General features: G+C 70.6%; 17 protein-coding genes. 12 read left to right on the top strand and 5 right to left on the bottom strand.

Annotated features, from left to right (window positions below; genetic code table 11):
- Positions 1-351 precede the first annotated feature (351 nt).
- Positions 352-879 (top strand): isochorismatase family protein, encoded by a 528-nt coding sequence (locus O1Q96_RS32625; RefSeq protein WP_217453881.1) that lies wholly within the window; start codon positions 352-354, stop codon positions 877-879.
- A gap of 177 nt (positions 880-1,056) precedes the next feature.
- Here O1Q96_RS32625 and fdhD read toward each other — a convergent pair whose 3' ends face one another.
- From fdhD to O1Q96_RS32600, 5 genes are all read right to left on the bottom strand, one after another.
- Positions 1,057-1,920, bottom strand: a complete 864-nt coding sequence (fdhD, locus tag O1Q96_RS32620; RefSeq protein WP_269251570.1) for a formate dehydrogenase accessory sulfurtransferase FdhD — start codon at positions 1,918-1,920, stop codon at positions 1,057-1,059.
- A gap of 6 nt (positions 1,921-1,926) precedes the next feature.
- Positions 1,927-2,787: a 2Fe-2S iron-sulfur cluster-binding protein gene (locus O1Q96_RS32615; protein WP_269251569.1), complete on the bottom strand. Its 861-nt coding sequence runs from the start codon at positions 2,785-2,787 to the stop codon at positions 1,927-1,929.
- Positions 2,784-4,616 carry an NAD(P)H-dependent oxidoreductase subunit E gene (locus O1Q96_RS32610; protein WP_269251568.1) on the bottom strand — a complete coding sequence of 611 codons (1,833 nt, stop codon included), beginning with the start codon at positions 4,614-4,616 and terminating at the stop codon, positions 2,784-2,786. The genes O1Q96_RS32615 and O1Q96_RS32610 overlap by 4 nt, the downstream gene beginning before the upstream one ends.
- Positions 4,617-4,622: 6 nt before the next feature.
- Entirely contained in the window at positions 4,623-6,548 is a 1,926-nt protein-coding gene (locus O1Q96_RS32605) for a molybdopterin oxidoreductase family protein (protein WP_269251567.1), read from the bottom strand.
- Between the two features lie 67 nt (positions 6,549-6,615).
- Positions 6,616-7,587, bottom strand: coding sequence for a 2-dehydropantoate 2-reductase (locus O1Q96_RS32600; RefSeq protein WP_217453857.1), 972 nt, complete (start codon positions 7,585-7,587; stop codon positions 6,616-6,618).
- A gap of 341 nt (positions 7,588-7,928) precedes the next feature.
- Between O1Q96_RS32600 and O1Q96_RS32595 the strand changes: the two genes are divergently transcribed.
- The 11 genes from O1Q96_RS32595 (at position 7,929) to O1Q96_RS32545 (ending at position 21,720) form a co-directional block, all read left to right on the top strand.
- A complete protein-coding gene (locus tag O1Q96_RS32595; protein WP_269251566.1) occupies positions 7,929-9,260 on the top strand; it encodes an OFA family MFS transporter in 1,332 nt (443 codons plus the stop codon).
- Positions 9,232-9,393: an MFS transporter small subunit gene (locus O1Q96_RS32590; protein ID WP_217453859.1), complete on the top strand. Its 162-nt coding sequence runs from the start codon at positions 9,232-9,234 to the stop codon at positions 9,391-9,393. The genes O1Q96_RS32595 and O1Q96_RS32590 overlap by 29 nt, the downstream gene beginning before the upstream one ends.
- 159 nt (positions 9,394-9,552) lie before the next feature.
- The gene (locus tag O1Q96_RS32585; RefSeq protein ID WP_269251565.1) at positions 9,553-10,491 is read left to right on the top strand and encodes a beta-ketoacyl-ACP synthase III; all 939 of its coding nucleotides are present in this window, start codon (positions 9,553-9,555) and stop codon (positions 10,489-10,491) included.
- 150 nt (positions 10,492-10,641) lie between these two features.
- Positions 10,642-11,319 (top strand): GntR family transcriptional regulator, encoded by a 678-nt coding sequence (locus O1Q96_RS32580; protein ID WP_269251564.1) that lies wholly within the window; start codon positions 10,642-10,644, stop codon positions 11,317-11,319.
- A gap of 393 nt (positions 11,320-11,712) precedes the next feature.
- The gene (locus tag O1Q96_RS32575) at positions 11,713-12,894 is read left to right on the top strand and encodes an ROK family transcriptional regulator (RefSeq protein ID WP_269253818.1); all 1,182 of its coding nucleotides are present in this window, start codon (positions 11,713-11,715) and stop codon (positions 12,892-12,894) included.
- 193 nt (positions 12,895-13,087) lie between these two features.
- On the top strand, positions 13,088-14,605 hold the full coding sequence (locus O1Q96_RS32570) for a sugar ABC transporter ATP-binding protein (RefSeq protein ID WP_269251563.1): 1,518 nt from the start codon (positions 13,088-13,090) through the stop codon (positions 14,603-14,605).
- On the top strand, positions 14,602-15,621 hold the full coding sequence (locus tag O1Q96_RS32565) for an ABC transporter permease (RefSeq protein WP_269251562.1): 1,020 nt from the start codon (positions 14,602-14,604) through the stop codon (positions 15,619-15,621). Before O1Q96_RS32570 ends, O1Q96_RS32565 begins: the two co-directional genes overlap by 4 nt.
- A gap of 17 nt (positions 15,622-15,638) precedes the next feature.
- A complete protein-coding gene (locus O1Q96_RS32560) occupies positions 15,639-16,676 on the top strand; it encodes a substrate-binding domain-containing protein (protein ID WP_269251561.1) in 1,038 nt (345 codons plus the stop codon).
- A gap of 155 nt (positions 16,677-16,831) precedes the next feature.
- The gene (locus O1Q96_RS32555; RefSeq protein ID WP_269251560.1) at positions 16,832-18,064 is read left to right on the top strand and encodes a Gfo/Idh/MocA family protein; all 1,233 of its coding nucleotides are present in this window, start codon (positions 16,832-16,834) and stop codon (positions 18,062-18,064) included.
- A gap of 15 nt (positions 18,065-18,079) precedes the next feature.
- The gene (locus tag O1Q96_RS32550) at positions 18,080-19,084 is read left to right on the top strand and encodes a sugar phosphate isomerase/epimerase family protein (RefSeq protein ID WP_269251559.1); all 1,005 of its coding nucleotides are present in this window, start codon (positions 18,080-18,082) and stop codon (positions 19,082-19,084) included.
- A gap of 116 nt (positions 19,085-19,200) precedes the next feature.
- Entirely contained in the window at positions 19,201-21,720 is a 2,520-nt protein-coding gene (locus O1Q96_RS32545; protein ID WP_269251558.1) for a PQQ-dependent sugar dehydrogenase, read from the top strand.
- Positions 21,721-21,725 lie beyond the last annotated feature (5 nt).

Below are 21,725 nucleotides of genomic sequence, written 5' to 3'. Positions count from 1 at the left end.
CACGGCCGCCGGGTGGTTCCGGAGGCGTGCGGTGGTGGGCGTCCCCTCCCTCGCCGGTCGAGTGGTGGCCGGTGCCGTGACCACGAGAGCCCGTCCCGAAACTGTGGGACGCGAGGCGGCGCGGGTGGGGGACGCGGCGTGCTCCGCCCGGGGGAGTTCCCTCCGTCGGAGCAGCGACGGCGGCATTGGGGCCACCGGGCGCCCGGTGGCCCCGCGTCCGTGGCGGACGTCCCGGCCAGGAGGACCGTCGGTCGGCGGGGCCGGAACGCGACCGGTTCACCGGCCTGTTGATCCGGATTTCCCCTACGGACGGCTGACGCGGGCTAACGTTCCGTCATGAACGCACCGGACATGGAACCCCGTCTCGCCCTGGACCCCGCGCGCACCGCCCTCGTGCTCGTCGACCTGATGGACCGCATCGCGGGCCTGCCCCTGGAGCCCCGCAAGGGCACCGAAGTGGTGTCGGTCGCCGCGGAGTTGGCCGCCGCCTTCCGCGCGGTGGGCGCGCCCGTCGTCCTCGTCCGGGTGGAGCGGCCCGGTGTTCCCGAGCAGCCGCCCGGCAGCGGACTGGTCGCCGGGGTCGCGGCCGACGGCGACATCGAGATCGTGAAGCGGACCATCGGCGGCTTCCAGGGCACCGGCCTGGACGAGCGGCTGCGGGAACGCGGCATCACCACCGTGGTGTTCGGCGGGATCGCCACCAACCTCGGCGTCGAGTCCACCGCCCGCGCCGCCGGTGACCTCGGCTACGACCTGGTCTTCGTCGAGGACGCGATGTCAGCCCTCACCGGCCCCGAGCACGAGGCCTCGGTGAAGCTGGACTTCCCCCGGCTGGGAACCGTCGTCGCGGCCTCGGAGGTGCACTTCACCAAGGGCTGAGCCGGGCGCCGCACCCGCGACGGCCGGTAACGGTCACGGCCGGGACGCGGGGCACCGCTCCGCCCGCTCCCGGGGCCGCACGGGGCGCAGCCGTACGGGCCTGAGGCGGGGCCCCTCCGGCGCAGGGGGCGCTCCCCGCCGGGTCGGGGCCCCGCCGCCGTGTCGCGGCGAGACCGGTCAGCCCTGGGTGGCCTCGGCCCGCAGGGCGATGCGGTGCTCGCCCGCGTACACGTTCATGGAGGCGCCGCGCAGGAAGCCGACCAGGGTCAGGTTCGACTCGGCGGCCAGATCCACCGCGAGCGAGGACGGTGCCGAGACCGCGGCCAGCACCGGGATACCGGCCATCACCGCCTTCTGGGCCAGCTCGAAGGAGGCCCGCCCGGAGACCAGCAGTACCGTGCGGGAGAGCGGCAGGGAGCCGTTCTGGAGGGCGCGGCCGACGAGCTTGTCGACGGCGTTGTGCCGGCCCACGTCCTCCCGGATGTCGACCAGCTCGCCGTCCTCGGTGAACAGGGCCGCCGCGTGCAGGCCCCCGGTCCGGTCGAACACGCGCTGCGCCGCGCGCAGCCGGTCGGGGAGGCTCGCGAGCAGGCCGGGATCGAGCCGCACCGGGGGAGTCGTGTCGCCGTGCGTGTCGTCGATCGTCCAGCGGGCCGTCGTACGGACCGCGTCCAGGCTCGCCTTGCCGCACAGCCCGCAGGACGACGTCGTGTACACGTTGCGTTCGAGCGTGATGTCGGGAATGACGAGGCCGGGCGCCGTCCGGACGTCGACGATGTTGTAGGTGTTGCTTCCGTCCACGGTCGCGCCCGCGCAGTAGACGATGTTCAGCAGCTCGTCGGCCCGGCCCAGGACCCCCTCGCTGACCAGGAAGCCCGCCGCGAGCGCGAAGTCGTCGCCCGGGGTGCGCATCGTGATCGCGAGGGGTTTTCCGTTGAGCCTGATCTCCAGTGGTTCCTCGGCGACGAGCGTGTCCGGGCGGGTGGAGACCGCCCCGTCCCGGATGCGGATCACCTTGCGTCGTTCCGTGACTCGTCCCATGCCTGATCAGTCCCGGTTCTGTACGTGCTGGTAGCCGAAGCGGCCCTTGATGCAGAGGTTGCCGTGGGTCACCGGGTTGTCGTGCGGCGAGGTGACCTTCACGATCTCATTGTCCTGTACGTGCAGGGTGAGATTGCAGCCCACTCCGCAGTAGGCGCACACCGTGGTCGTCTCGGTCTGCGCCGACTCGTCCCACGTACCCGCCGCACGCATGTCGAACTCCGACTTGAACGACAGGGCACCCGTCGGGCACACCTCGATGCAGTTCCCGCAGTACACGCACGCCGAGTCCGTGAGGGGAGCGTCGTGCTCGACGGCGATCCGGGCGTCGAAACCGCGGCCGACGACCGAGATCGCGAAGGTGTTCTGCCACTGGTCGCCACAGGCGTCCACGCACTTGTAGCAGAGGATGCACTTGTCGTAGTCACGCACATACAGGTCGTTGTCGACCTTCGGCTCCTCGTTGAGACGGGCCGCGTCGGGACCGAACCGGTCGGGCTTGGCCTCGTACTCCTTGAGCCACCCGGCGACCTCCGGGGTGGTCGACAGGTCGACCGACGAGGCGAGGAGTTCGAGGACGATCTTCCGGCTGTGCCGGGCCCGCTCGGTGTCCGTCCGGACCTGCATACCCGCCTCCGCCGTGCGGGAGCAGGCCGGGACGAGTGTGCGCGCGCCCTCGACCTCGACGACACACACACGGCAGGCGTTCTTGGGCGCCAGCGTGTCGCCCTGGCACAGGGTCGGGATGTCCTTGCCCGCCGACCGGCAGGCATCGAGAATCGTCGCGCCCTCGGGTGCCCGCACGGGCTCACCGTCGAGCGTGAACTCCAGCAGACGACGGGGGATCCCCAGCGGTGTCACGGTCATTCGTACGCCCCCAGGCGGTCGATGGCGGATTCCACGGCGTTCCACGCGGTCTGGCCGAGACCGCAGATCGAGGCGTCCTTCATGGCCCGGCCCACCTCCCGCAACAGCGTGATGTCGGCTGCCGCGTCCGCGCCGGTCCGCCCGACGATGCGGTGCAGGGCCTCCTCCTGGCGGACGGTTCCGACCCGGCAGGGCACGCACTGCCCGCACGACTCGTCCCGGAAGAACTCGGCGATCCGCAGCAGCAGACGGGGCAGCGGCACGGTGTCGTCGAAGGCCAGCACGACCCCGGAGCCGAGCGTCGTGCCCGCCTCCCGGGTGCCCTCGAAGGTGAGCGGGATGTCCAGCTCGTCGGGCCGTACGAAACCGCCGGCCGCGCCGCCCAGCAGCACCGCGCGCAGACGGTCGCGCACGCCCGCCAGCTCCAGCAGCTCGCCGAGTGTGGCGCCGAACGGCAGCTCGTAGATGCCGGGCCGCTCCACGCTGCCCGACACGCAGAACAGCTTCGGTCCGGTGGAGGAGCCGGTGCCGATCGCCGCGTACGCCGGGGCCCCGATGGTGAGGATCGGCAGGACGTTGACCAGCGTCTCGACGTTGTTCTCGGCGGTCGGCCTGCCGAACAGGCCCTTCTCCACGGGGAACGGCGGTTTCGACCGCGGCTCGCCCCTGTACCCCTCGATGGAGTTGAAGAGGGCCGTCTCCTCGCCGCAGATGTACGCGCCCGCGCCGCGCCGGATCTCGATGTCGAAGGCGTACCCCTGGCCGAGGACGTCGTCCCCGAGCAGCCCGCGCGCGCGGGCCTGCCCGATGGCGTGTTCCATGCGTGCCAGCGCCCGCGGATACTCGCCGCGCAGATACAGGTAGCCCTTGTGCGCCCCGACCGCGTACCCCGCGATCGTCATCGCCTCCACGAGCGAGTACGGGTCGCCCTCCATGACCACCCGGTCCTTGAAGGTGCCGGGCTCGGACTCGTCGGCGTTGCACACGAGGTAGTGCGGATGGCCCGGCTGCGACGCCGTGGCCTGCCATTTTCGGCCGGTGGGGAAGGCGGCGCCGCCGCGCCCGACCAGGCCCGCGTCGGTGACCTCGCGGATGACCCCGGCGGGGCCGATCGCGAAGGCCTGCCGCAGGGCCGTGTAGCCGCCGTGCGCCCGGTAGTCGTCGAGCGACGCCGGATCGACCACACCGACCCGGCCCAGCAGCATCAGGGCCGGGTCCCCGGCCTGCGGGACCGCCAGGGCGGCGGACGGTTCCTCGGGCGCCGAGTCGGGCGCGCTCGCCGCGAGCACGGCCCGCTCGACGGTCGCGGGCGCCGACACCGCCGTACGCACCGGATCCCCGGCCCTGACCGCGAGCGCGGCCGGGGCCCGCTCGCACAGGCCGAGGCAAGGACTGCGCTCGACCGCGACACCGCTGCCGAGGCCGAGCCGGGCCTCGACGCCCGCGCACAGCTCCGACGCCCCGGCCGCCGCGCACGCGAGATCCGTGCACACGTGCAGGACGGTCGCGGGGCGCGGCTTCACCGAGAACATCGCGTAGAAGGTGGCGACCCCGTACGCCTCCGCAGGCGGCACGGTCAGCCGCCTGCACAGGTAGTCGAGGGCGCCCTCGCTGATCCAGCCGATCCGGTCGTTGACCGCGTGCAGCCCCGGCAACAGCAGGTCACGGCGTTCCCGGGCCGCACGGCCGCCACGTGCCCACCTGAGGTCGGAGGCCCGCATCTCGTCACGGGCGGCGCCCTCCCACGAAGACTCCGCAGGACCGAGCAGCGCGTCGATGGCCGCCCGCTCCTCGTCCGTCGGCTTGCTGTCACCGAAGTGCAGGTCCACTTGGCATCACCTCACTTGAAGAGCAACCGGCAGCTTGTCGATCCGGATCGCCGACGCCTTGAACTCCGCCGTCCCCGCGATCGGGCAGTTCGCCTCGATCGTCAGCTGGTTGGTGTCCACCTCGTCGGGAAAATGCATGGTCATGAAGGCGAGGCCGGGCCGCAGTGCCGTGTCGACCCACACCGGCGCCACCACCGCGCCACGCCGCGAGGACACCTGGACCTCCTCGCCGACCACCACGCCGTAGCGCTCCGCGTCCTCCGGGCACAGCTCGACGTACTCGCCGCGCCGCAGCGGCGAGGCGAAACTGCCGCTCTGCACCCCGGTGTTGTACGAGTCGAGCCGCCGCCCGGTGGTCAGCCGGATCGGGTACTCCTCGTCGGTCAGGTCGACCGGCGGGTCGTGCTGGACCAGCCCGAAGGGAGCGAGCCGGCCGCGTTCGGCCGGGTCGGCTGCCCACAACCTGCCGTGCAGATAGGTCGGTTCGAGCTTGTCCGGGTCCGGGCACGGCCACTGGATGCCCTGGTGCTCCTCCAGCCGCTCGTACGTCATCCCGAAGTGGTCCGGGGACACCGACCGCAGCTCGTTCCACACGGATTCGGAGTCCGCGTACTTCCACTCGTGGCCGAGCCGGGAGGCCAGGTCGCAGATGATGTCGATGTCCTCGCGGGCCTCGCCGGGCGGGGTGACCGCCCGGCGCACCCGCTGGACCCTGCGTTCGCTGTTGGTGGTCGTGCCCTCGGTCTCCGCCCAGCCCGCGGTCGCGGGCAGGACGACGTCCGCCAGTTCGGCCGTCTTCGTCAGGAAGATGTCCTGCACGACGAGGAAGTCGAGGCCCTGCATGCGCCGTACGGCCTGCCCGCTGTCGGCCTCCGACTGCGCCGGGTTCTCCCCGATGCAGTAGACGGCCTTGAGCGTGCCCTCCTCCATGGCCTCGAACATCTCCGTCAGGTTCATCCCGTAGTGGGGCTGGATGACGGTGTCCCACGCGGACTCGAACTTCAGCCGGGTGTCCGGATCGAGGATGTCCTGGAAGCCGGGCAGCCGGTTCGGGATGGCGCCCATGTCGCCGCCGCCCTGCACGTTGTTCTGCCCGCGCAGGGGCTGGAGACCCGAGCCGAAGCGCCCCACATGGCCGGTCAGCAGTGTCAGGTTGATGAGCGCGCGGACGTTGTCCGTGCCGTTGTGGTGCTCGGTGATGCCGAGCGTCCAGCACAGCTGGGCGCGCTCGGCGCGGGCGTAGGCGTGCGCCAACTCCCGTATCGCTGCGGCCGGTACGCCCGTCACCTTCTCGGCGAGTGACAGCGTCCACGGCTCGACGAGCTGCTTGTACTCCTCGAAGCCGGTGGTCGCCCGCTCGATGAACGCGTCGTTCGCGAGCCCCGCCCGGATGATCTCGCGGCCGATCGCGTGGGCCATCGGGATGTCCGTGCCGACGTTCAGCCCGAGCCAGCTCTCGGCCCACTCCGCCGTGGACGTGCGGCGCGGGTCGACCGCGTACATCCGGGCGCCGTTCCTGATCCCCTTCAGGACGTGCTGGAAGAAGATCGGGTGCGCGAAGCGGGCGTTGGAGCCCCACATCACGATGAGATCCGTGTGCTCGACCTCCCCGTAGGAGGACGTCCCGCCGCCCGAGCCGAAGGCCGCCGACAGGCCCGCCACGCTGGGCGCGTGACAGGTCCTGTTGCAGGAGTCGACGTTGTTGGTGCCCATGACCACGCGGGCGAACTTCTGTGCCACGTAGTTCATCTCGTTGGTCGCGCGGGCGCAGGAGAACATGCCGAACGCGCCGCGTGCGGCGCCGAGGCCCCGGGCGGCACGCTCCAGGGCCTCGTCCCAGGTGGCGCGCCGGAACGGCTCGTCACGGGAGTCACGGACCAGGGGATACTGAAGTCGGTTGTACGTCTTGGGAGTTCGGTCGCGCTTTCTCATACCGCGTTCCTCAAAGTCCTCAGGGGCGTCCTGGCGTACGGCTTGTGGAACGCCGGCGTGAACGTCCTCACGCGGCGGTCCTCAGTGCGAGCAGGTCCGAGATGGCGTGGACGGTACGGAGCGTGGGCACCGGGACGTCGGTGATCTCCGCCAGTTCCACGACGGCCGCGAGCAGCACGTCGAGTTCCAGGGGCTTGCCGCGCTCCAGGTCCTGGAGCGTCGAGGTGCGGTGGTCGCCGACGCGCTCGGCGCCGGCCAGTCGCCGCTCGATGGAGACGCCCACCCGGCAGCCGAGTGCCTCGGCGACGGCGAGCGTCTCGGTCATCATGATCTCGATGACCCGGCGGGTGCCGCCGTGCAGACACATCTGCCGCATGGTCGCGCGGGCCAGGGCGCTGATGGGGTTGAAGGAGATGTTGCCGAGCAGCTTGAGCCAGATGTCGTTGCGCAGGTCGGGCTCCACCGGGCACTTGAGTCCGCCGGCCACCATGGCCTCGCCGAACTCGCTGCAGCGCACGGAGACCGAACGGTCGGGCTCGCCGATGGAGAACCGGGTGCCTTCCAGATGGCGGACGACTCCCGGTCCTTCCAGTTCGGTCGCCGCGTAGACGACACAGCCGATGGCCCGGGAGGGCGCGATCACCGCACTGACCGCGCCGCCCGGATCCACGCTCTCGACGCGGTGGCCGTCGTGCGGGCCGCCGTGCCGGTGGAAGTACCACCAGGGAATGCCGTTCTGGGCGGCGATCACCGCCGTCGTGTCGTGCAGGAGAGGCTCGATCAGCGGCCCGCACGCCGCGTACGAGTTGGCCTTGAGGCCCAGGAAGACGAAGTCGACCGGGCCGACCTCGGCCGGGTCGTCGGTGGCGTGGGCCCGTGCGGTGAAGTCACCGCGCGGACTGAGCACTCGCACTCCGTGCTGCCTCATGGCCGCGAGATGCGGTCCACGGGCGATGAGGTGCACATCGGCACCCGCGCGATGCAGCGCGGCACCGACGTAGGCGCCGATCGCACCGGCGCCGAGAACTGCCACTTTCACTTGGGGGCTCCGTTCGGTCGAGGGTACCGAGGAGACGCTGAACAGCGTGGAATCAATGTCGACTGAATATTGTCTACAGTATGGGAGTTGGGGCAGCAAGGGTTCGCGCAGCACCTCGCACACGGACGCCGCCGCCCCCGGTTCCGCCGGGCCGCCCCCGGAGCTCGCTCAGTGTCGCGCCCCGAACACCCTTGGTGGAGGGGCGGAGTTCGGCCGCGAACGCCGTTCGTCGGCCCGGACCGACCGTTCGTCGCACCCCGCATACCGTTCACCGCATACGGTCGACGAGTTCGGGTGGACCGCCTTCCCAACCGAACAGCCGCTTCCTATCGTCCGGGATCATGAGTCCCCCTGTAGCCCCACCGGGCTGGAGCCGCTGGCTGGTCCCGCCGGCGGCCCTGTCGGTCCACCTCTCCATCGGACAGGCCTACGCCTGGTCCGTGTTCAAGCCCTCCCTGGAGTCCGCGCTCGATCTCAGCGGCACCCAGAGCGCCCTGCCCTTCCAGCTCGGCATCGTGATGCTCGGACTGTCCGCCGCGTTCGGTGGCACACTCGTCGAACGCAACGGTCCGCGCTGGGCCATGACGGTCGCCCTGATCTGCTTCTCCTCGGGCTTCCTGATCTCCGCCCTCGGCGCCGCCACCGAGCAGTACTGGCTGATCGTCTTCGGCTACGGCTTCGTCGGCGGCATCGGCCTCGGCATCGGCTACATCTCGCCGGTCTCCACGCTCATCAAGTGGTTCCCCGACCGGCCCGGCATGGCCACCGGCATCGCCATCATGGGCTTCGGCGGCGGCGCGCTGATCGCCTCGCCGTGGTCCGCCCAGATGCTGGAGTCCTTCGGCTCCGACAGCTCGGGCATCGCGCTGGCCTTCCTCGTGCACGGACTCACGTACGCCGTCTTCATGTCGCTCGGTGTGCTGCTCGTGCGTGTACCCCGGCCCGCGAAGACCGCGGCCGACGGCTCCCCGGCCCCGCTGGAGGGCGTACAGGTCTCCGCGAACAGTGCCGTGCGCACCCCGCAGTTCTGGCTCCTGTGGGTCGTGCTCTGTATGAACGTGACCGCGGGCATCGGCATTCTGGAGAAGGCCGCGCCGATGATCACGGACTTCTTCGCGGACACCTCGACACCCGTGTCGGTGTCGGCCGCGGCCGGTTTCGTCGCACTGCTCTCGGCGGCCAACATGGCGGGCCGCATCGGCTGGTCCTCCACGTCCGACCTGATCGGGCGCAAGAACATCTACCGCGTCTACCTGGGCGTCGGCGCGCTGATGTACGCGCTCATAGCCTGGCTCGGCGACTCCTCGAAGCCCGTCTTCATCATCTGCGCGCTGGTGATCCTCTCCTTCTACGGAGGCGGCTTCGCGACCGTCCCCGCCTACCTGAAGGACCTCTTCGGGACCTACCAGGTCGGCGCGATCCACGGGCGACTGCTCACCGCCTGGTCCACGGCCGGAGTCCTCGGACCCCTGATCGTCAACTGGATCGCGGACCGGCAGGAGGAGGCCGGCAAGTCCGGAGCGTCCCTCTACGGACTGTCACTGGTCATCATGATCGGACTGCTCGTGGTCGGGTTCGTCGCCAACGAACTCGTCCGCCCCGTCAGCGCCCGCCACCACATCCCCGCCCAGAGGGAGGCCGCAGATGTCCACGAGCGACAGCAGTCCGCCTGACAGCAGCCTGCCGGACGGCGGCCCGCCCGGCCGTCGCGGACTGATCGCCTTCGCCTGGGTCTGGGTGGGGACACCGCTGGCCTATGGTCTGTACGAGCTCGTACGGAAAGCCACCCAGTTGTTCACCGGGTAGGTCTCGGGATGCCGACAGGGTAGGCGTTCGGGCGCCCGAGGGCGTGATGGAAGCCGACAAGGGTGGCGCACCTTTCCTGTGACTTTACGTGCCGCCGTACTCGTGAGTACCTGATCAGACTGGTGAGTCCCGTTATCCAGGCAACAAAAGGGACCGCACATGATCGGCTCACGCATCGCCGCTGTCGGCCACTACCAGCCCGCCAGGGTCCTGACCAACGAGGACCTGGCGGAGCTGGTCGACACCAGCGACGAGTGGATCACGAGCCGGGTGGGCATCCGCACCCGTCACATCGCCGGACCCGACGAGCCGGTCGACGAGCTGGCGGCGCACGCCGCGGCCAAGGCCCTGGCGGCGGCCGGCCTCGCGCCCGAGGACATCGACCTCGTCCTGGTGGCCACGTCCACGGCCGTCGACCGGTCGCCGAACATGGCCGCCCGGGTCGCCGCCCGCCTTGGCATCCCCTCGCCGGCCGCCATGGACATCAACGTGGTCTGCGCGGGCTTCACGCACGCGCTCGCCACCGCCGACCACGCCGTACGCGCCGGGGGAGCGACCCGGGTGCTCGTGATCGGCGCCGACAAGATGTCCGACGTGGCCGACTGGACCGACCGCACGACCTGCGTGCTCGTCGGGGACGGGGCGGGGGCCGCGGTCGTCGAGGCCGCGAAGGAGTCCGGCATCGGACCCGTGCTGTGGGGCTCCGTTCCCGAGATGGGGAACGCCGTACGGATCGAGGGCACCCCCTCACGGTTCGCGCAGGAGGGCCAGAGCGTCTACCGGTGGGCGACCACCAAACTCCCGGCCATCGCACGCAAGGCCTGCGAGCGCGCGGGCCTCGCCCCCGAGGACCTCGCCGCGGTCGTGCTGCACCAGGCGAACCTGCGCATCATCGAACCCCTCGCCGCGAAGATCGGCGCCGTGAACGCGGTGGTCGCACGCGATGTCACCGAGTCCGGCAACACCTCCGCCGCCAGCATCCCGATCGCCCTGTCGAAGCTCGTCGAACGGGGCGAGATCTCCACCGGCGACCGGGTTCTGCTCTTCGGTTTCGGCGGCAATCTCTCGTACGCGGGACAGGTCGTCCACTGTCCGTGACGTGGGCGTTCACCCCGGTGTGACGAGGCCAACTCCCCCTCGGCCTGGTCATTGTGCGCCGTAGACTGTAGACGAAAGACAATTGATACTGGCTTTCAGGCCGCCGTGCCGCGAGCGCGTACGCCGCCGCTGCCCAGGAGGGGGACCGCGATGTTGTCGACCGGACTGCCGCAGGGGTCGGTGCCGAAGCTGGAGCGGCCGGGTCCGCTGAGGGACCGCGTCTACGAAGCCCTGCTCGAACTGATCACGACGCGTGCCCTGCAGCCCGGCCAGCACCTGGTGGAGAGCGAACTGGCCGGGCATCTCGGGGTCTCCCGGCAGCCCGTGCGCGAGGCGTTGCAGCGGCTGAACACCGAGGGCTGGGTCGATCTGCGGCCCGCGCAGGGCGCGTTCGTGCACGAACCGACCGAGGCGGAGGCGGACCAGCTCCTCACCGTGCGTACGCTCCTGGAAGCCGAGGCCGCCCGGCTCGCGGCGGCCAACGCGGGCACCTCCGGCATCGCCGACCTGGAGGAGCTGTGCGCCCAGGGCGAGGAGGCGGTGGGCGCCGACGACGTGGACGCGGCGGTCGCGATGAACGCCCGCTTCCACGCCAAGGTCATGGAGCTCGCGGGCAACACGGTCCTGGCCGAACTGGCCGCGCAGGTGGACCGGCGTGTCCGCTGGTACTACACGCCGGTCGCCCGGCAGCGGGGCCACCAGTCCTGGATCGAGCACCGGGACCTGATCGCCGCGATCTCGGCCCGCGACGAACAGCGCGCGACCGAGGTCATGCGCGCCCACACCGAGCACACCCGCAGGACGTACCACGCGCGGCCGCGCGACTAGTCGCGCCTGGTACCGCCCCGAAGAGGCGAAGGAAGGCCCCGGCCGCCCCGTGACGGCCCGGAAGCCTCGCCCGAGCGGCCGGGCGCTCGCACCGGCATGCCCTCGGCGGCCGGTGCGCGCACGATGCATGCCCCCGCGCTGCCCGTGGCAGCCGTCACGGAGATCTCGTGTGTCCTCATTCCCGTTGCGGGCCGCGGCGGCCCGGGCCGCGGTGTCCATCCTGCCGCGCCGGCCCGCTCCGGGCCACCGCTCCAACTCCCTTTGTCCTCTGAGTGGAAGAAGTCGTGGGTAATTCCTGCGCAACTTCTTCCCAGGTTCGGCAGCCACTGCTACGTTCCCCTCGAAAGCCAACGACGGCGGTGCCGATGAGGCGGGGAGGGGCTCGTGAGACGTATGACGGCGCGACCCGGGAACGCCCATCAGGCGCGGCTGCTCAGGCTGCTGCGCGACGGCGGCCCCAACTCGCGGGCGCAGCTGGGGGATCAGGTCGATCTCTCCCGGTCGAAGCTGGCCGTGGAGGTCGAGCGACTCCTGGAGACCGGCCTCGTGGTGGCCGACGGACTCGCCGCCTCCCGCGGCGGCCGCCGGTCCCACAACATCCGGCTCGCTCCCGCGCTGCGCTTCCTGGGCGTCGACATCGGGGCCACCTCGATAGACGTCGCGGTCACCAACGCGGAGCTGGAGGTGCTGGGACACATCAACCAGCCCATGGACGTACGCGAGGGCCCGGTCGCGGTCTTCGAGCAAGTCCTGTCCATGGCTGCGAAGTTGAAGGCATCAGGGCTCGCGGAGGGGTTCGACGGCGCCGGCATCGGCGTACCCGGACCGGTCCGCTTTCCCGAGGGCGTCCCGGTCGCCCCGCCGATCATGCCGGGCTGGGACGGGTTCCCGGTGCGCGAGGCCCTCAGTCAGGACCTCGGCTGTCCCGTCATGGTCGACAACGACGTGAACCTCATGGCGATGGGGGAGCAGCACGCGGGCGTGGCCCGCTCCGTGGGCGACTTCCTCTGCGTCAAGATCGGCACCGGTATCGGCTGCGGGATCGTCGTCGGCGGTGAGGTCTACCGCGGTACCACGGGCAGTGCGGGCGACATCGGCCACATCCAGGCCGTGCCGGACGGCCGCCCGTGCGCGTGCGGCAACCGGGGCTGCCTGGAGGCCCACTTCAGCGGCGCCGCGCTCGCCCGCGACGCCATGGAGGCCGCCCAGCAGGGGCTTTCCCAGGAACTCGCGGCACGACTGGAGGCGGTGGGCGCCCTGAGCGCCGTCGACGTCGCCGCCGCTGCCGCCGCGGGTGACGCCACCGCGCTCGATCTGATCCGCGAGGGCGGCAACCGCACCGGCCAGGTCATCGCCGGACTCGTCAGTTTCTTCAATCCGGGCCTGGTGGTGATCGGCGGCGGTGTGACCGGGCTCGGCCACACCCTGCTCGCAGCGATCCGCACCCAGGTCTACCGCCAGTCGCTCCCTCTCGCGACCGGCAATCTGCCCATCGTGCTGGGCGAGTTGGGCCCCACCGCCGGAGTCATCGGCGCGGCCCGGCTCATCAGCGACCACCTGTTCTCACCCGCGTAACGCCTGATCACAGAGCCGCAAGAACGCCACTTCTCCCAGAACTGCCGCAACCTCACGGATCTCCGAGCCGCTGCAGCAGTACAGCTTCCACCGTCGCCACAGCAGCGCCACACCTCCGACGACACACCCTGCTCCGCCCTGCCTCACTCCGCCCTGCCCTGAGACCGGCCTGTACCCGCCGAGGGGAACCGTCATGGCACCAGAACCACCCCTTCTCACGATGTCCGGCATCACCAAGTCGTTCCCCGGTGTCCGGGCCCTCGACGGCGTCGACCTCGACGTCCAGCCCGGTGAGGTGCACTGCCTGCTCGGCCAGAACGGCGCAGGAAAGTCCACGCTCATCAAGATCCTGGCCGGCGCCCACCAGCCGGACGACGGCACGATCGGCTGGCGCGGCCAACAGGTCACGCTCCGCTCGCCCATCGCCGCCATGCGCCTCGGCATCGCCACCATCTACCAGGAACTCGACCTGGTGGAGGGCCTGTCGGTGGCCGAGAACGTCTACCTCGGCCATGAACCCACGTCCGCCGGATTCGTCGTACGCGGCAAACACGCGCGAGCGTCAACAGCCGCCCTCCTCAAGCGACTCGGGCACCCGGAGATCGACCCGGCCCGGCTCGTGGGAGAACTGTCCGCCGCCCACCAGCAGATCGTCTCCATGGCCCGGGCGCTCTCCCACGACGTACGTCTCATCGTCATGGACGAACCGTCCGCCGCCCTCGACCCGGACGAGGTCGACAACCTCTTCCGCATCGTCGGGGACCTCACCGCCGAGGGCGTCGCCGTCGTCTACATCTCGCACCGCCTGGAGGAGATCCGCCGCATCGGCGACCGGGTCACGGTGCTCAAGGACGGCCGCGCGGTGGCCGGCGGCCTGCCCGCGAAGTCGACACCGACCCGCGAGGTCGTCGCGCTGATGACAGGACGGAACGTCGAGTACGTCTTCCCGGACCGGCCCACGCACCGGACGCTGCCCGACCCGGTGCTCGAGGTCCAAGGCCTCGCCCGCGAGGGCGAGTTCGAGTCGCTCGACCTCACTCTGCGCCCCGGTGAGATCGTGGGCCTCGCGGGACTCGTCGGCTCCGGCCGCTCCGAGATCCTGGAGACCATCTACGGCGCCCGCAAACCGACCACCGGTCGTATACGGGTCGACGGACGGCAGTTGAGACCCGGCAGTGTCCGGGCCGCCGTCCGCGCCGGACTCGGTCTCGCCCCCGAGGAACGCAAGGCGCAGGCCCTGCTGATGCTCGAGTCCGTCACCCGGAACGTGTCCGTCTCCTCCATGTCCCGCTTCTCCCGCGGGGGCTGGCTGGACAGGACCGCCGAACGGGACGCGGCGCGCAAGGCTACCCGCGAGCTCTCCCTCCGCCCCGACATCCCGTCCGCCCCCGTCCGCACCCTCTCCGGCGGCAACCAGCAGAAGGCCGTCCTCGCCCGCTGGCTGCTGCGCGGCTGCCGGGTGCTGCTGCTCGACGAACCGACCCGCGGCGTCGACGTCGGCGCCCGCGCCGAGCTGTACGCCGTCATCCGCCGCCTCGCCGACGAAGGCCTGGCCGTGCTCATGGTCTCCAGCGAAGTACCCGAGGTCCTCGGCCTCGCCGACCGCGTCCTGGTGCTCCGCGAGGGCCGGGTCGTCCACACGGCACCCGCCCGGGAGCTCGACGAACACCGCGTACTCGACCTCGTCATGGAAGGAAGCCCGGCGTCATGACGCAGCCCGTGTCCCCGCCCCGGGACGACACCCCGAAGCTGGCACCGCAGGCGCAGCCCAGTCCGTGGCGGGTGGTCGTGGCCCGCGCCGACGTCCGCACCCTGTCGCTGCTCGGCGTGCTCGCCGCCCTGATCCTCATCGGAGGCATCACCAAACCCGACGAGTTCCTCGACACCCGCAACCTCCAACTCGTCCTCACCCAGGCCTCGGTGATCGGTGTGGTCACCGTCGGCATGACCTTCGTCATCACCTCCGGCGGCATCGACCTGTCCGTCGGCGCGATCGTGGCGCTGGCCTCGGTATGGGCGACGACCGTCGCCACCCAGGATTTCGGCTTCGTCGGCATCCTCTTCACGGCGGTGCTCGTCGGCGTCGGCTGCGGCCTCGTCAACGGGGTGCTGATCGCGTACGGCGCCATGGTGCCGTTCATCGCGACACTCGCCATGCTCGCCTCGGCCCGTGGCCTCGCTCTCCAGATCACCGACGGCAACACCCAGGTCGTCACCGTCGACGGCATCCTCGACCTCGGTGAGCGGGGCTCCTACATCCTGGGCATACCGCCACTCGTCATGATGTTCGCGGTCGTGACGATCATCGGCTGGCTCGTGCTCAACCGCACCACCTTCGGACGGCGCACGGTGGCCGTCGGCGGCAACGCGGAGGCGACCCGGCTCGCCGGTATCGACGTACGACGCCAGCGCCTCTACCTCTACCTGCTCTCCGGACTGTGCTGCGGTATCGCGGCCTTCATGCTGATCATCCTGACCGGCTCGGGACAGAACACCAACGGAAACCTGTACGAACTCGATGCCATCGCCGCCGCGATCATCGGCGGCACCCTGCTCAGCGGGGGGCGCGGCACCATCACCGGATCGGTGCTCGGGGTCCTGATCTTCATGACGATCACCAACATCTTCGCCCTGAACAACCTGCAGAGCGACGTCCAGCAGATCGCCAAGGGCGCGATCATCGTCGCCGCCGTGCTCGTCCAGCGCCGTACCGCCAGCACGACCTGAGGAAAGGGTTCACCGCCATGCCAGAGAACACGAGCCGCAGAGGATTGCTCTTCGGCACCGCCGCCGTCTCGGCCGGTGTCCTCCTCGCCGGTTGCACCAGCAACGAATCCGGCGACGAGCCGGCCTCCAACGACCAGCCCGCCGCCGACGACAAGCCCGGCAAGCAGGTCACCATCGGCTTCGCGGGCCCGCAGGCCGACCACGGCTGGCTCAACGCGATCAACGACAACGCGAAGAGCCGTGCCAAGAAGTACGAGGACGTGACGCTGGAGATCACGGAGGGCTCCAACGACACCGCGGCCCAGATCGGCCAGATCGAGACTCTGATCAACAAGAAGGTCGACGTCCTGGTGGTGCTGCCCGCCGACGGCAAGGCCCTCACCCAGGTCGGCCTCCAGGCCATGCGGGCGAACATCCCCGTCGTCAACCTCGACCGCATCTTCAACTCCCCGCAGGCGTACCGCTGCTGGATAGGCGGCGACAACTACGGCATGGGCCTCAACGCCGGCCACTACATCGGCGAGAAGCTCAAGGACAAGAAGAACGCCCGGGTCATCGAACTGGCCGGCCTCGACAACCTGGAACTCACCAAGCAGCGCACGCAGGGCTTCGACGCGGCCCTCAAGAACTACCCGAACATCAAGAAGGTGGCCCGCCAGGCCGCCGAGTTCACCGTCGAGTCGGGACAGGCCAAGATGTCCCAGCTCCTGCAGGCCCAGTCGAAGTTCGACGCCCTGTGGAACCACGACGACGACCAGGGAGTCGGCGCCCTGCGCGCCATCGAGCAGGCCGGACGTGACGACTTCCTGATGGTCGGCGGAGCGGGCGCCCTGTCCGCCATGCAGGCCATCGAGTCGGACAACAGCGTCCTCAAGGCCACGGTCCTCTACCCGCCCACGATGGCCGCCTCCGCGATCGACCTGGCCCGCGCGCTCGGCCAGGGCAAGGGAGTCGGCGGCCTCGCGGAGTTCGAGATTCCCTCGTCCCTGACGCTCTACTCGGCCGTCGTGGACAAGGAGAACGTCAAGACGTACCTGCCCACCGGCTTCAAGTAGGCCGTGCCTGCTCTTTTGAGGGCGCCCGACAGGGGCGCCCTTCAGGGGCGCGGGGAATTGCGCGGCCGGCCACGACGGACCCGCAGTGTCCGGACCGCCGCAACCCGGCAGAGCGCGCCCCCCCACCGCGCCACGACGACGAGGAGGACTCCCCGATGGGACAGCCGCAGCAGCCCGACGAGGAACAGGCCGGGGCACAGGCCGGGGCGGCGGCCGCACGGCCCCCGCTCGGCGTGGGCATGGTCGGATACGCGTTCATGGGCGCCGCCCACTCCCAGGGGTGGCGCACCGCGGGCCGCGTCTTCGACCTGCCGCTCCGGCCCGTCCTCGCCGCGGTCTGCGGCCGTGACGCAGGGTCCGTACGGGCGGCGGCCGACCGGCTCGGCTGGGCGGCCGCGGAGACCGATTGGCGGGCCCTGATCGCCCGCGACGACGTCGACCTCGTCGACGTCTGCACACCGGGCGACAGCCACGCCGAGATCGCCATCGCCGCACTGGCCGCCGGGAAGCACGTGCTGTGCGAGAAGCCCCTCGCCAACACGGTCGAGGAGGCCGAGGCGATGACCGAGGCCGCCGAAGCGGCCGCCGTACGCGGCCAGGTGGCGATGGTCGGCTTCAACTACCGTCGGCTGCCCGCCGCTTCGCTCGCCAGGAACATGGTCGCCGAGGGCCGACTCGGCGCACTGCGGCACGTACGGGTGACCTACCTTCAGGACTGGCTGGTGGACCGGGAGTTCCCGCTGACCTGGCGGCTGCGCAAGGAAACGGCGGGGTCCGGGGCGCTCGGCGACCTGGGCGCACACATCGTCGACCTCGCCCAGTACCTGGCGGGCGAGCCGGTGGTCGGGGTGTCGGCCCTCACCGAGACGTTCGTACGGGAGAGGCCGGTGCTCACCGGAGCGTCCAGCGGCCTCTCGGCCCTGGGCGGCGGCGGACTCGGAGCCGTCACGGTCGACGACGCCGCCCTGTTCACCGGCCGGTTCGCCTCGGGCGCCCTCGCCTCCTTCGAGGCGACCCGGTTCGCGACCGGCCGCAAGAACTCCCTGCGCATCGAACTCAACGGCGAGAAGGGCTCGTTGGCCTTCGACCTGGAACGCCTCAACGAACTCCACTACCACGACGGCACCGAACCCGGCACACACGCCGGCTTCCGCCGCATCCTCGTCACCGAACCCGACCACCCCTACCTGGAGGCCTGGTGGCCACCGGGCCACGGCCTCGGCTACGAGCACACCTTCGTGCACCAGGCCCGCGACCTGGTCCACGCGATCGCGCAGGGCGGGCAGCCGCTGCCCTCCTTCGCCGACGGGCTGCAGGTGCAGCGCGTCCTCGCCGCGGTCGAGGAGAGCGCCGAGAAGAACTCCGTCTTCACCCCCACAGCGAGCTGAGGAAGGCCAGTCCCCATGCCGCGTACCTTCACGCTTTTCACCGGCCAGTGGGCCGACCTGCCGCTCGAAGAGGTCTGCCGGCTCGCCCGCGACTTCGGCTACGACGGACTCGAACTCGCCTGCTGGGGCGATCACTTCGAGGTCGACAAGGCTCTCGCGGACCCCACCTACCTGGACTCCCGGCGGGAACTGCTCGACAAGTACGGCCTCAAGTGCTGGGCCATCTCCAACCACCTGGTCGGCCAGGCCGTCTGTGACGCCATCATCGACGAACGCCACCGGGCGATCCTCCCCGCCCGCATCTGGGGCGACGGCGAGGCGGAGGGGGTACGGCAGCGGGCGGCGGCCGAGATGGCCGACACCGCGCGCGCCGCGGCCGCCTTCGGTGTCGACACCGTCATCGGCTTCACCGGGTCCGCGATCTGGCACCTGGTCGCGATGTTCCCACCCGCCCCCGAGTCGATGATCGAGCGTGGCTACGACGACTTCGCCATGCGCTGGAACCCCATCCTCGACGTCTACGACACCGAGGGCGTGCGGTTCGCCCACGAGGTCCACCCCAGCGAGATCGCGTACGACTACTGGACAACCCAGCGCGCCCTGGAGGCGGTCGACCACCGGCCCGCCTTCGGGCTGAACTTCGACCCCTCGCACTTCGTGTGGCAGGACCTCGACCCCGTCGGCTTCCTGTGGGACTTCCGCGACCGCATCTACCACGTCGACTGCAAGGAGGCGCGCAAGCGCCTCGACGGCCGCAACGGACGCCTCGGCTCGCACCTTCCGTGGGGTGACCCCCGCCGCGGCTGGGACTTCGTGTCCGCCGGCCACGGCGACGTGCCCTGGGAGGACGTGTTCCGGATGCTGCGCTCCATCGACTACCAGGGACCCATCTCGGTCGAGTGGGAGGACGCGGGCATGGACCGGCTCCAGGGCGCACCCGAGGCACTCACCCGGCTGAAGGCCTTCGACTTCGAACCGCCGACGGCCTCCTTCGACGCGGCGTTCGGCGGCAACGACTGAGGCCGTACGGCGACCACGACCCACCCCTTCCCAGGGGGATCCACCACTTCCGGGGTGACGGCGCACCCCGGCGTATCGCACCCGCATGAACCACCAGCCCCATTCTGGAGGCATCCGTGCACGCGAACGACCCCACCAGCCCCACCAGAACCGGGAGCCACAGACGGCGCCCGGGAGTCCGAATCCGCAAGACGCTCGCCCTGCTCACCGGCGCACTCCTCGCCGGTGCCTCGCTCACCCTCGCGACGCCCCCGGCGGGCGCGGCCGTGGCCGAGCCGGGGGCCGCCCCCGCCGCGCCGGCCGCCGCGGAGGACTTCCAGCAGGTCACCCTCGCCAAGGGCGAGCCCGAGGTCGGCGAGCCCATGTCGCTGGCCGTCCTCCCCGACCGCTCGGTGCTGCACACCTCGCGCGACGGCGAACTGCGCATCACCGACAGCGCGGGCAACACCAGCCTGGCGGGCAAGCTCGCCGTCTACTCGCACGACGAGGAAGGCCTGCAGGGCGTCGGCATCGACCCGGGCTTCGCCGACAACCGCTTCATCTACCTCTACTACGCCCCGCCGCTCGACACCCCGGCGGGCGACGCCCCCGAGACGGGCACCGCGGCCGACTTCGCGCCCTTCGACGGCGTCAACCGCCTCTCCCGCTTCGTCCTGAAGGCGGACGGCACCCTCGACAACGCCAGCGAGAAGAAGATCCTCGACGTCCCGGCGACGCGCGGCATCTGCTGCCATGTCGGCGGCGACATCGACTTCGACGCGGCCGGCAACCTCTACCTGTCGACCGGTGACGACTCGAACCCGTTCCAGTCGGACGGCTACACGCCCATCGACGAGCGCGCCGACCGCAACCCGGTCTTCGACGCCCAGCGCACCTCCGGCAACACCAACGATCTGCGCGGCAAGATCCTGCGCATCAAGGTGAACGCCGACGGTTCGTACACGGTCCCCGACGGCAACCTCTTCGCACCCGGCACGGACAAGACCAAGCCCGAGATCTACGCCATGGGCTTCCGCAACCCGTTCCGGTTCAGCGTCGACAAGAAGACCGGGATCCTCTACGTCGGCGACTACGGCCCGGACGCCGGCGCCGCGGACCCCGCGCGCGGTCCCGCCGGACAGGTCGAGTTCGCCCGCGTCACCGAGCCGGGCAACTTCGGCTGGCCGTACTGCACGGGCAAGAACGACGCCTACGTGGACTACGACTTCGCGACCAAGACCTCGGGCGCGGCCTTCGACTGTGCCGCACCCAAGAACACCTCGCCCCACAACACCGGTCTGACCGACCTGCCCCCGGCCGAGACCGCCTGGATCCCCTACGACGGCGGATCCGTCCCCGAGTTCGGCAACGGCTCCGAGTCCCCGATGGGCGGCCCGGTCTACGACTACGACGCCTCCCTCGACTCCCCGGTCAAGTTCCCCGAGGCGTACGACGGGGACTTCTTCGCCGGCGAGTTCGGCCGCCGCTGGATCAAGCGGATCTCCTCGGACGACAACGGCACCGTGCAGTCCATCAACGACGTGCCGTGGTCCGGCACCCAGGTGATGGACATGGCGTTCGGCCCGGACGGTGCCCTCTACGTCCTCGACTACGGCGTCTCGTGGTTCGGCGGCGACGAGAACTCCGCGCTGTACCGCATCGAGAACGCGACCGACGGCCACTCGCCGGTGGCGCAGGCCGCGGCCGACCGCACGTCGGGCCAGGCGAGACTGAGGGTCAAGTTCTCCTCCGCCGGCACGACCGACGCCGACGGCGACGCCCTCACGTACAGCTGGGACTTCGGCGACGGCGGCACGTCGACAGCGGCGAACCCCACGTACACGTACAGGAAGAACGGCACCTACACGGCGACGCTGACCGCGAAGGACGCCTCGGGACGGACCGGAAGCGCGAGCGTACGGATCGTCGTCGGCAACACCGCGCCGAAGGTCACGCTCCAACTCCCCGCGGACGGAAAGCTGTTCGGCTTCGGTGACGCCGTGCCCTTCAAGGTGAAGGTGACCGACCCGGAGGACGGGAGGTCGATCGACTGCGCCAAGGTGAAGGTCACCTTCGTCCTCGGCCACGACAGCCACGGCCACCCGGTGACCTCGGCGAACGGCTGCTCCGGCGCCATCCAGACCAGCGCCGACGGCGGCCACGACGAGGACGCGAACATCTTCGGTGTCTTCGACGCGGAGTACACCGACGGCGGAGGCGGCGGCCAGGAGGCGCTCACCACCCACGACCAGAACGTCGTCCAGCCCCGGCACCGCCAGGCCGAGCACTACAACAAGTCCGAGGGCGTCACGGTCCAGACGAAGCCCACCGCGCACGGCGGAAAGACCGTCGGCGACATCAGCAACGGTGACTGGATCTCCTTCGAGCCGTACGTCCTGAGCAACGCCACGAAGCTCACGGCCCGGATCTCCTCCGGCGGCGCGGGCGGAAAGCTGGAGGTCCGCGCGGGCTCGCCCACCGGCCGTCTGCTCGGCACCGCGTCCGTCCCGGTGACCGGCGGCTGGGAGAGCTTCCAGGACGTCAGCGCCGCGCTGACCAAGGCGCCGCGCGGGACCACCACCCTCTATCTCGTCTTCAAGGGGAGTGGGACCGGAGCCCTGTACGACGTGGACGACTTCACCTTCACAACCCGCTGAGGGGG

Origin of the sequence: Streptomyces aurantiacus (genome assembly GCF_027107535.1) — a bacterium.
Classification (GTDB): Bacteria; Actinomycetota; Actinomycetes; order Streptomycetales; family Streptomycetaceae; genus Streptomyces.
Note: the sequence above shows the minus strand (reverse complement) of the source record. Positions and strands in the feature narration are given on the sequence as shown.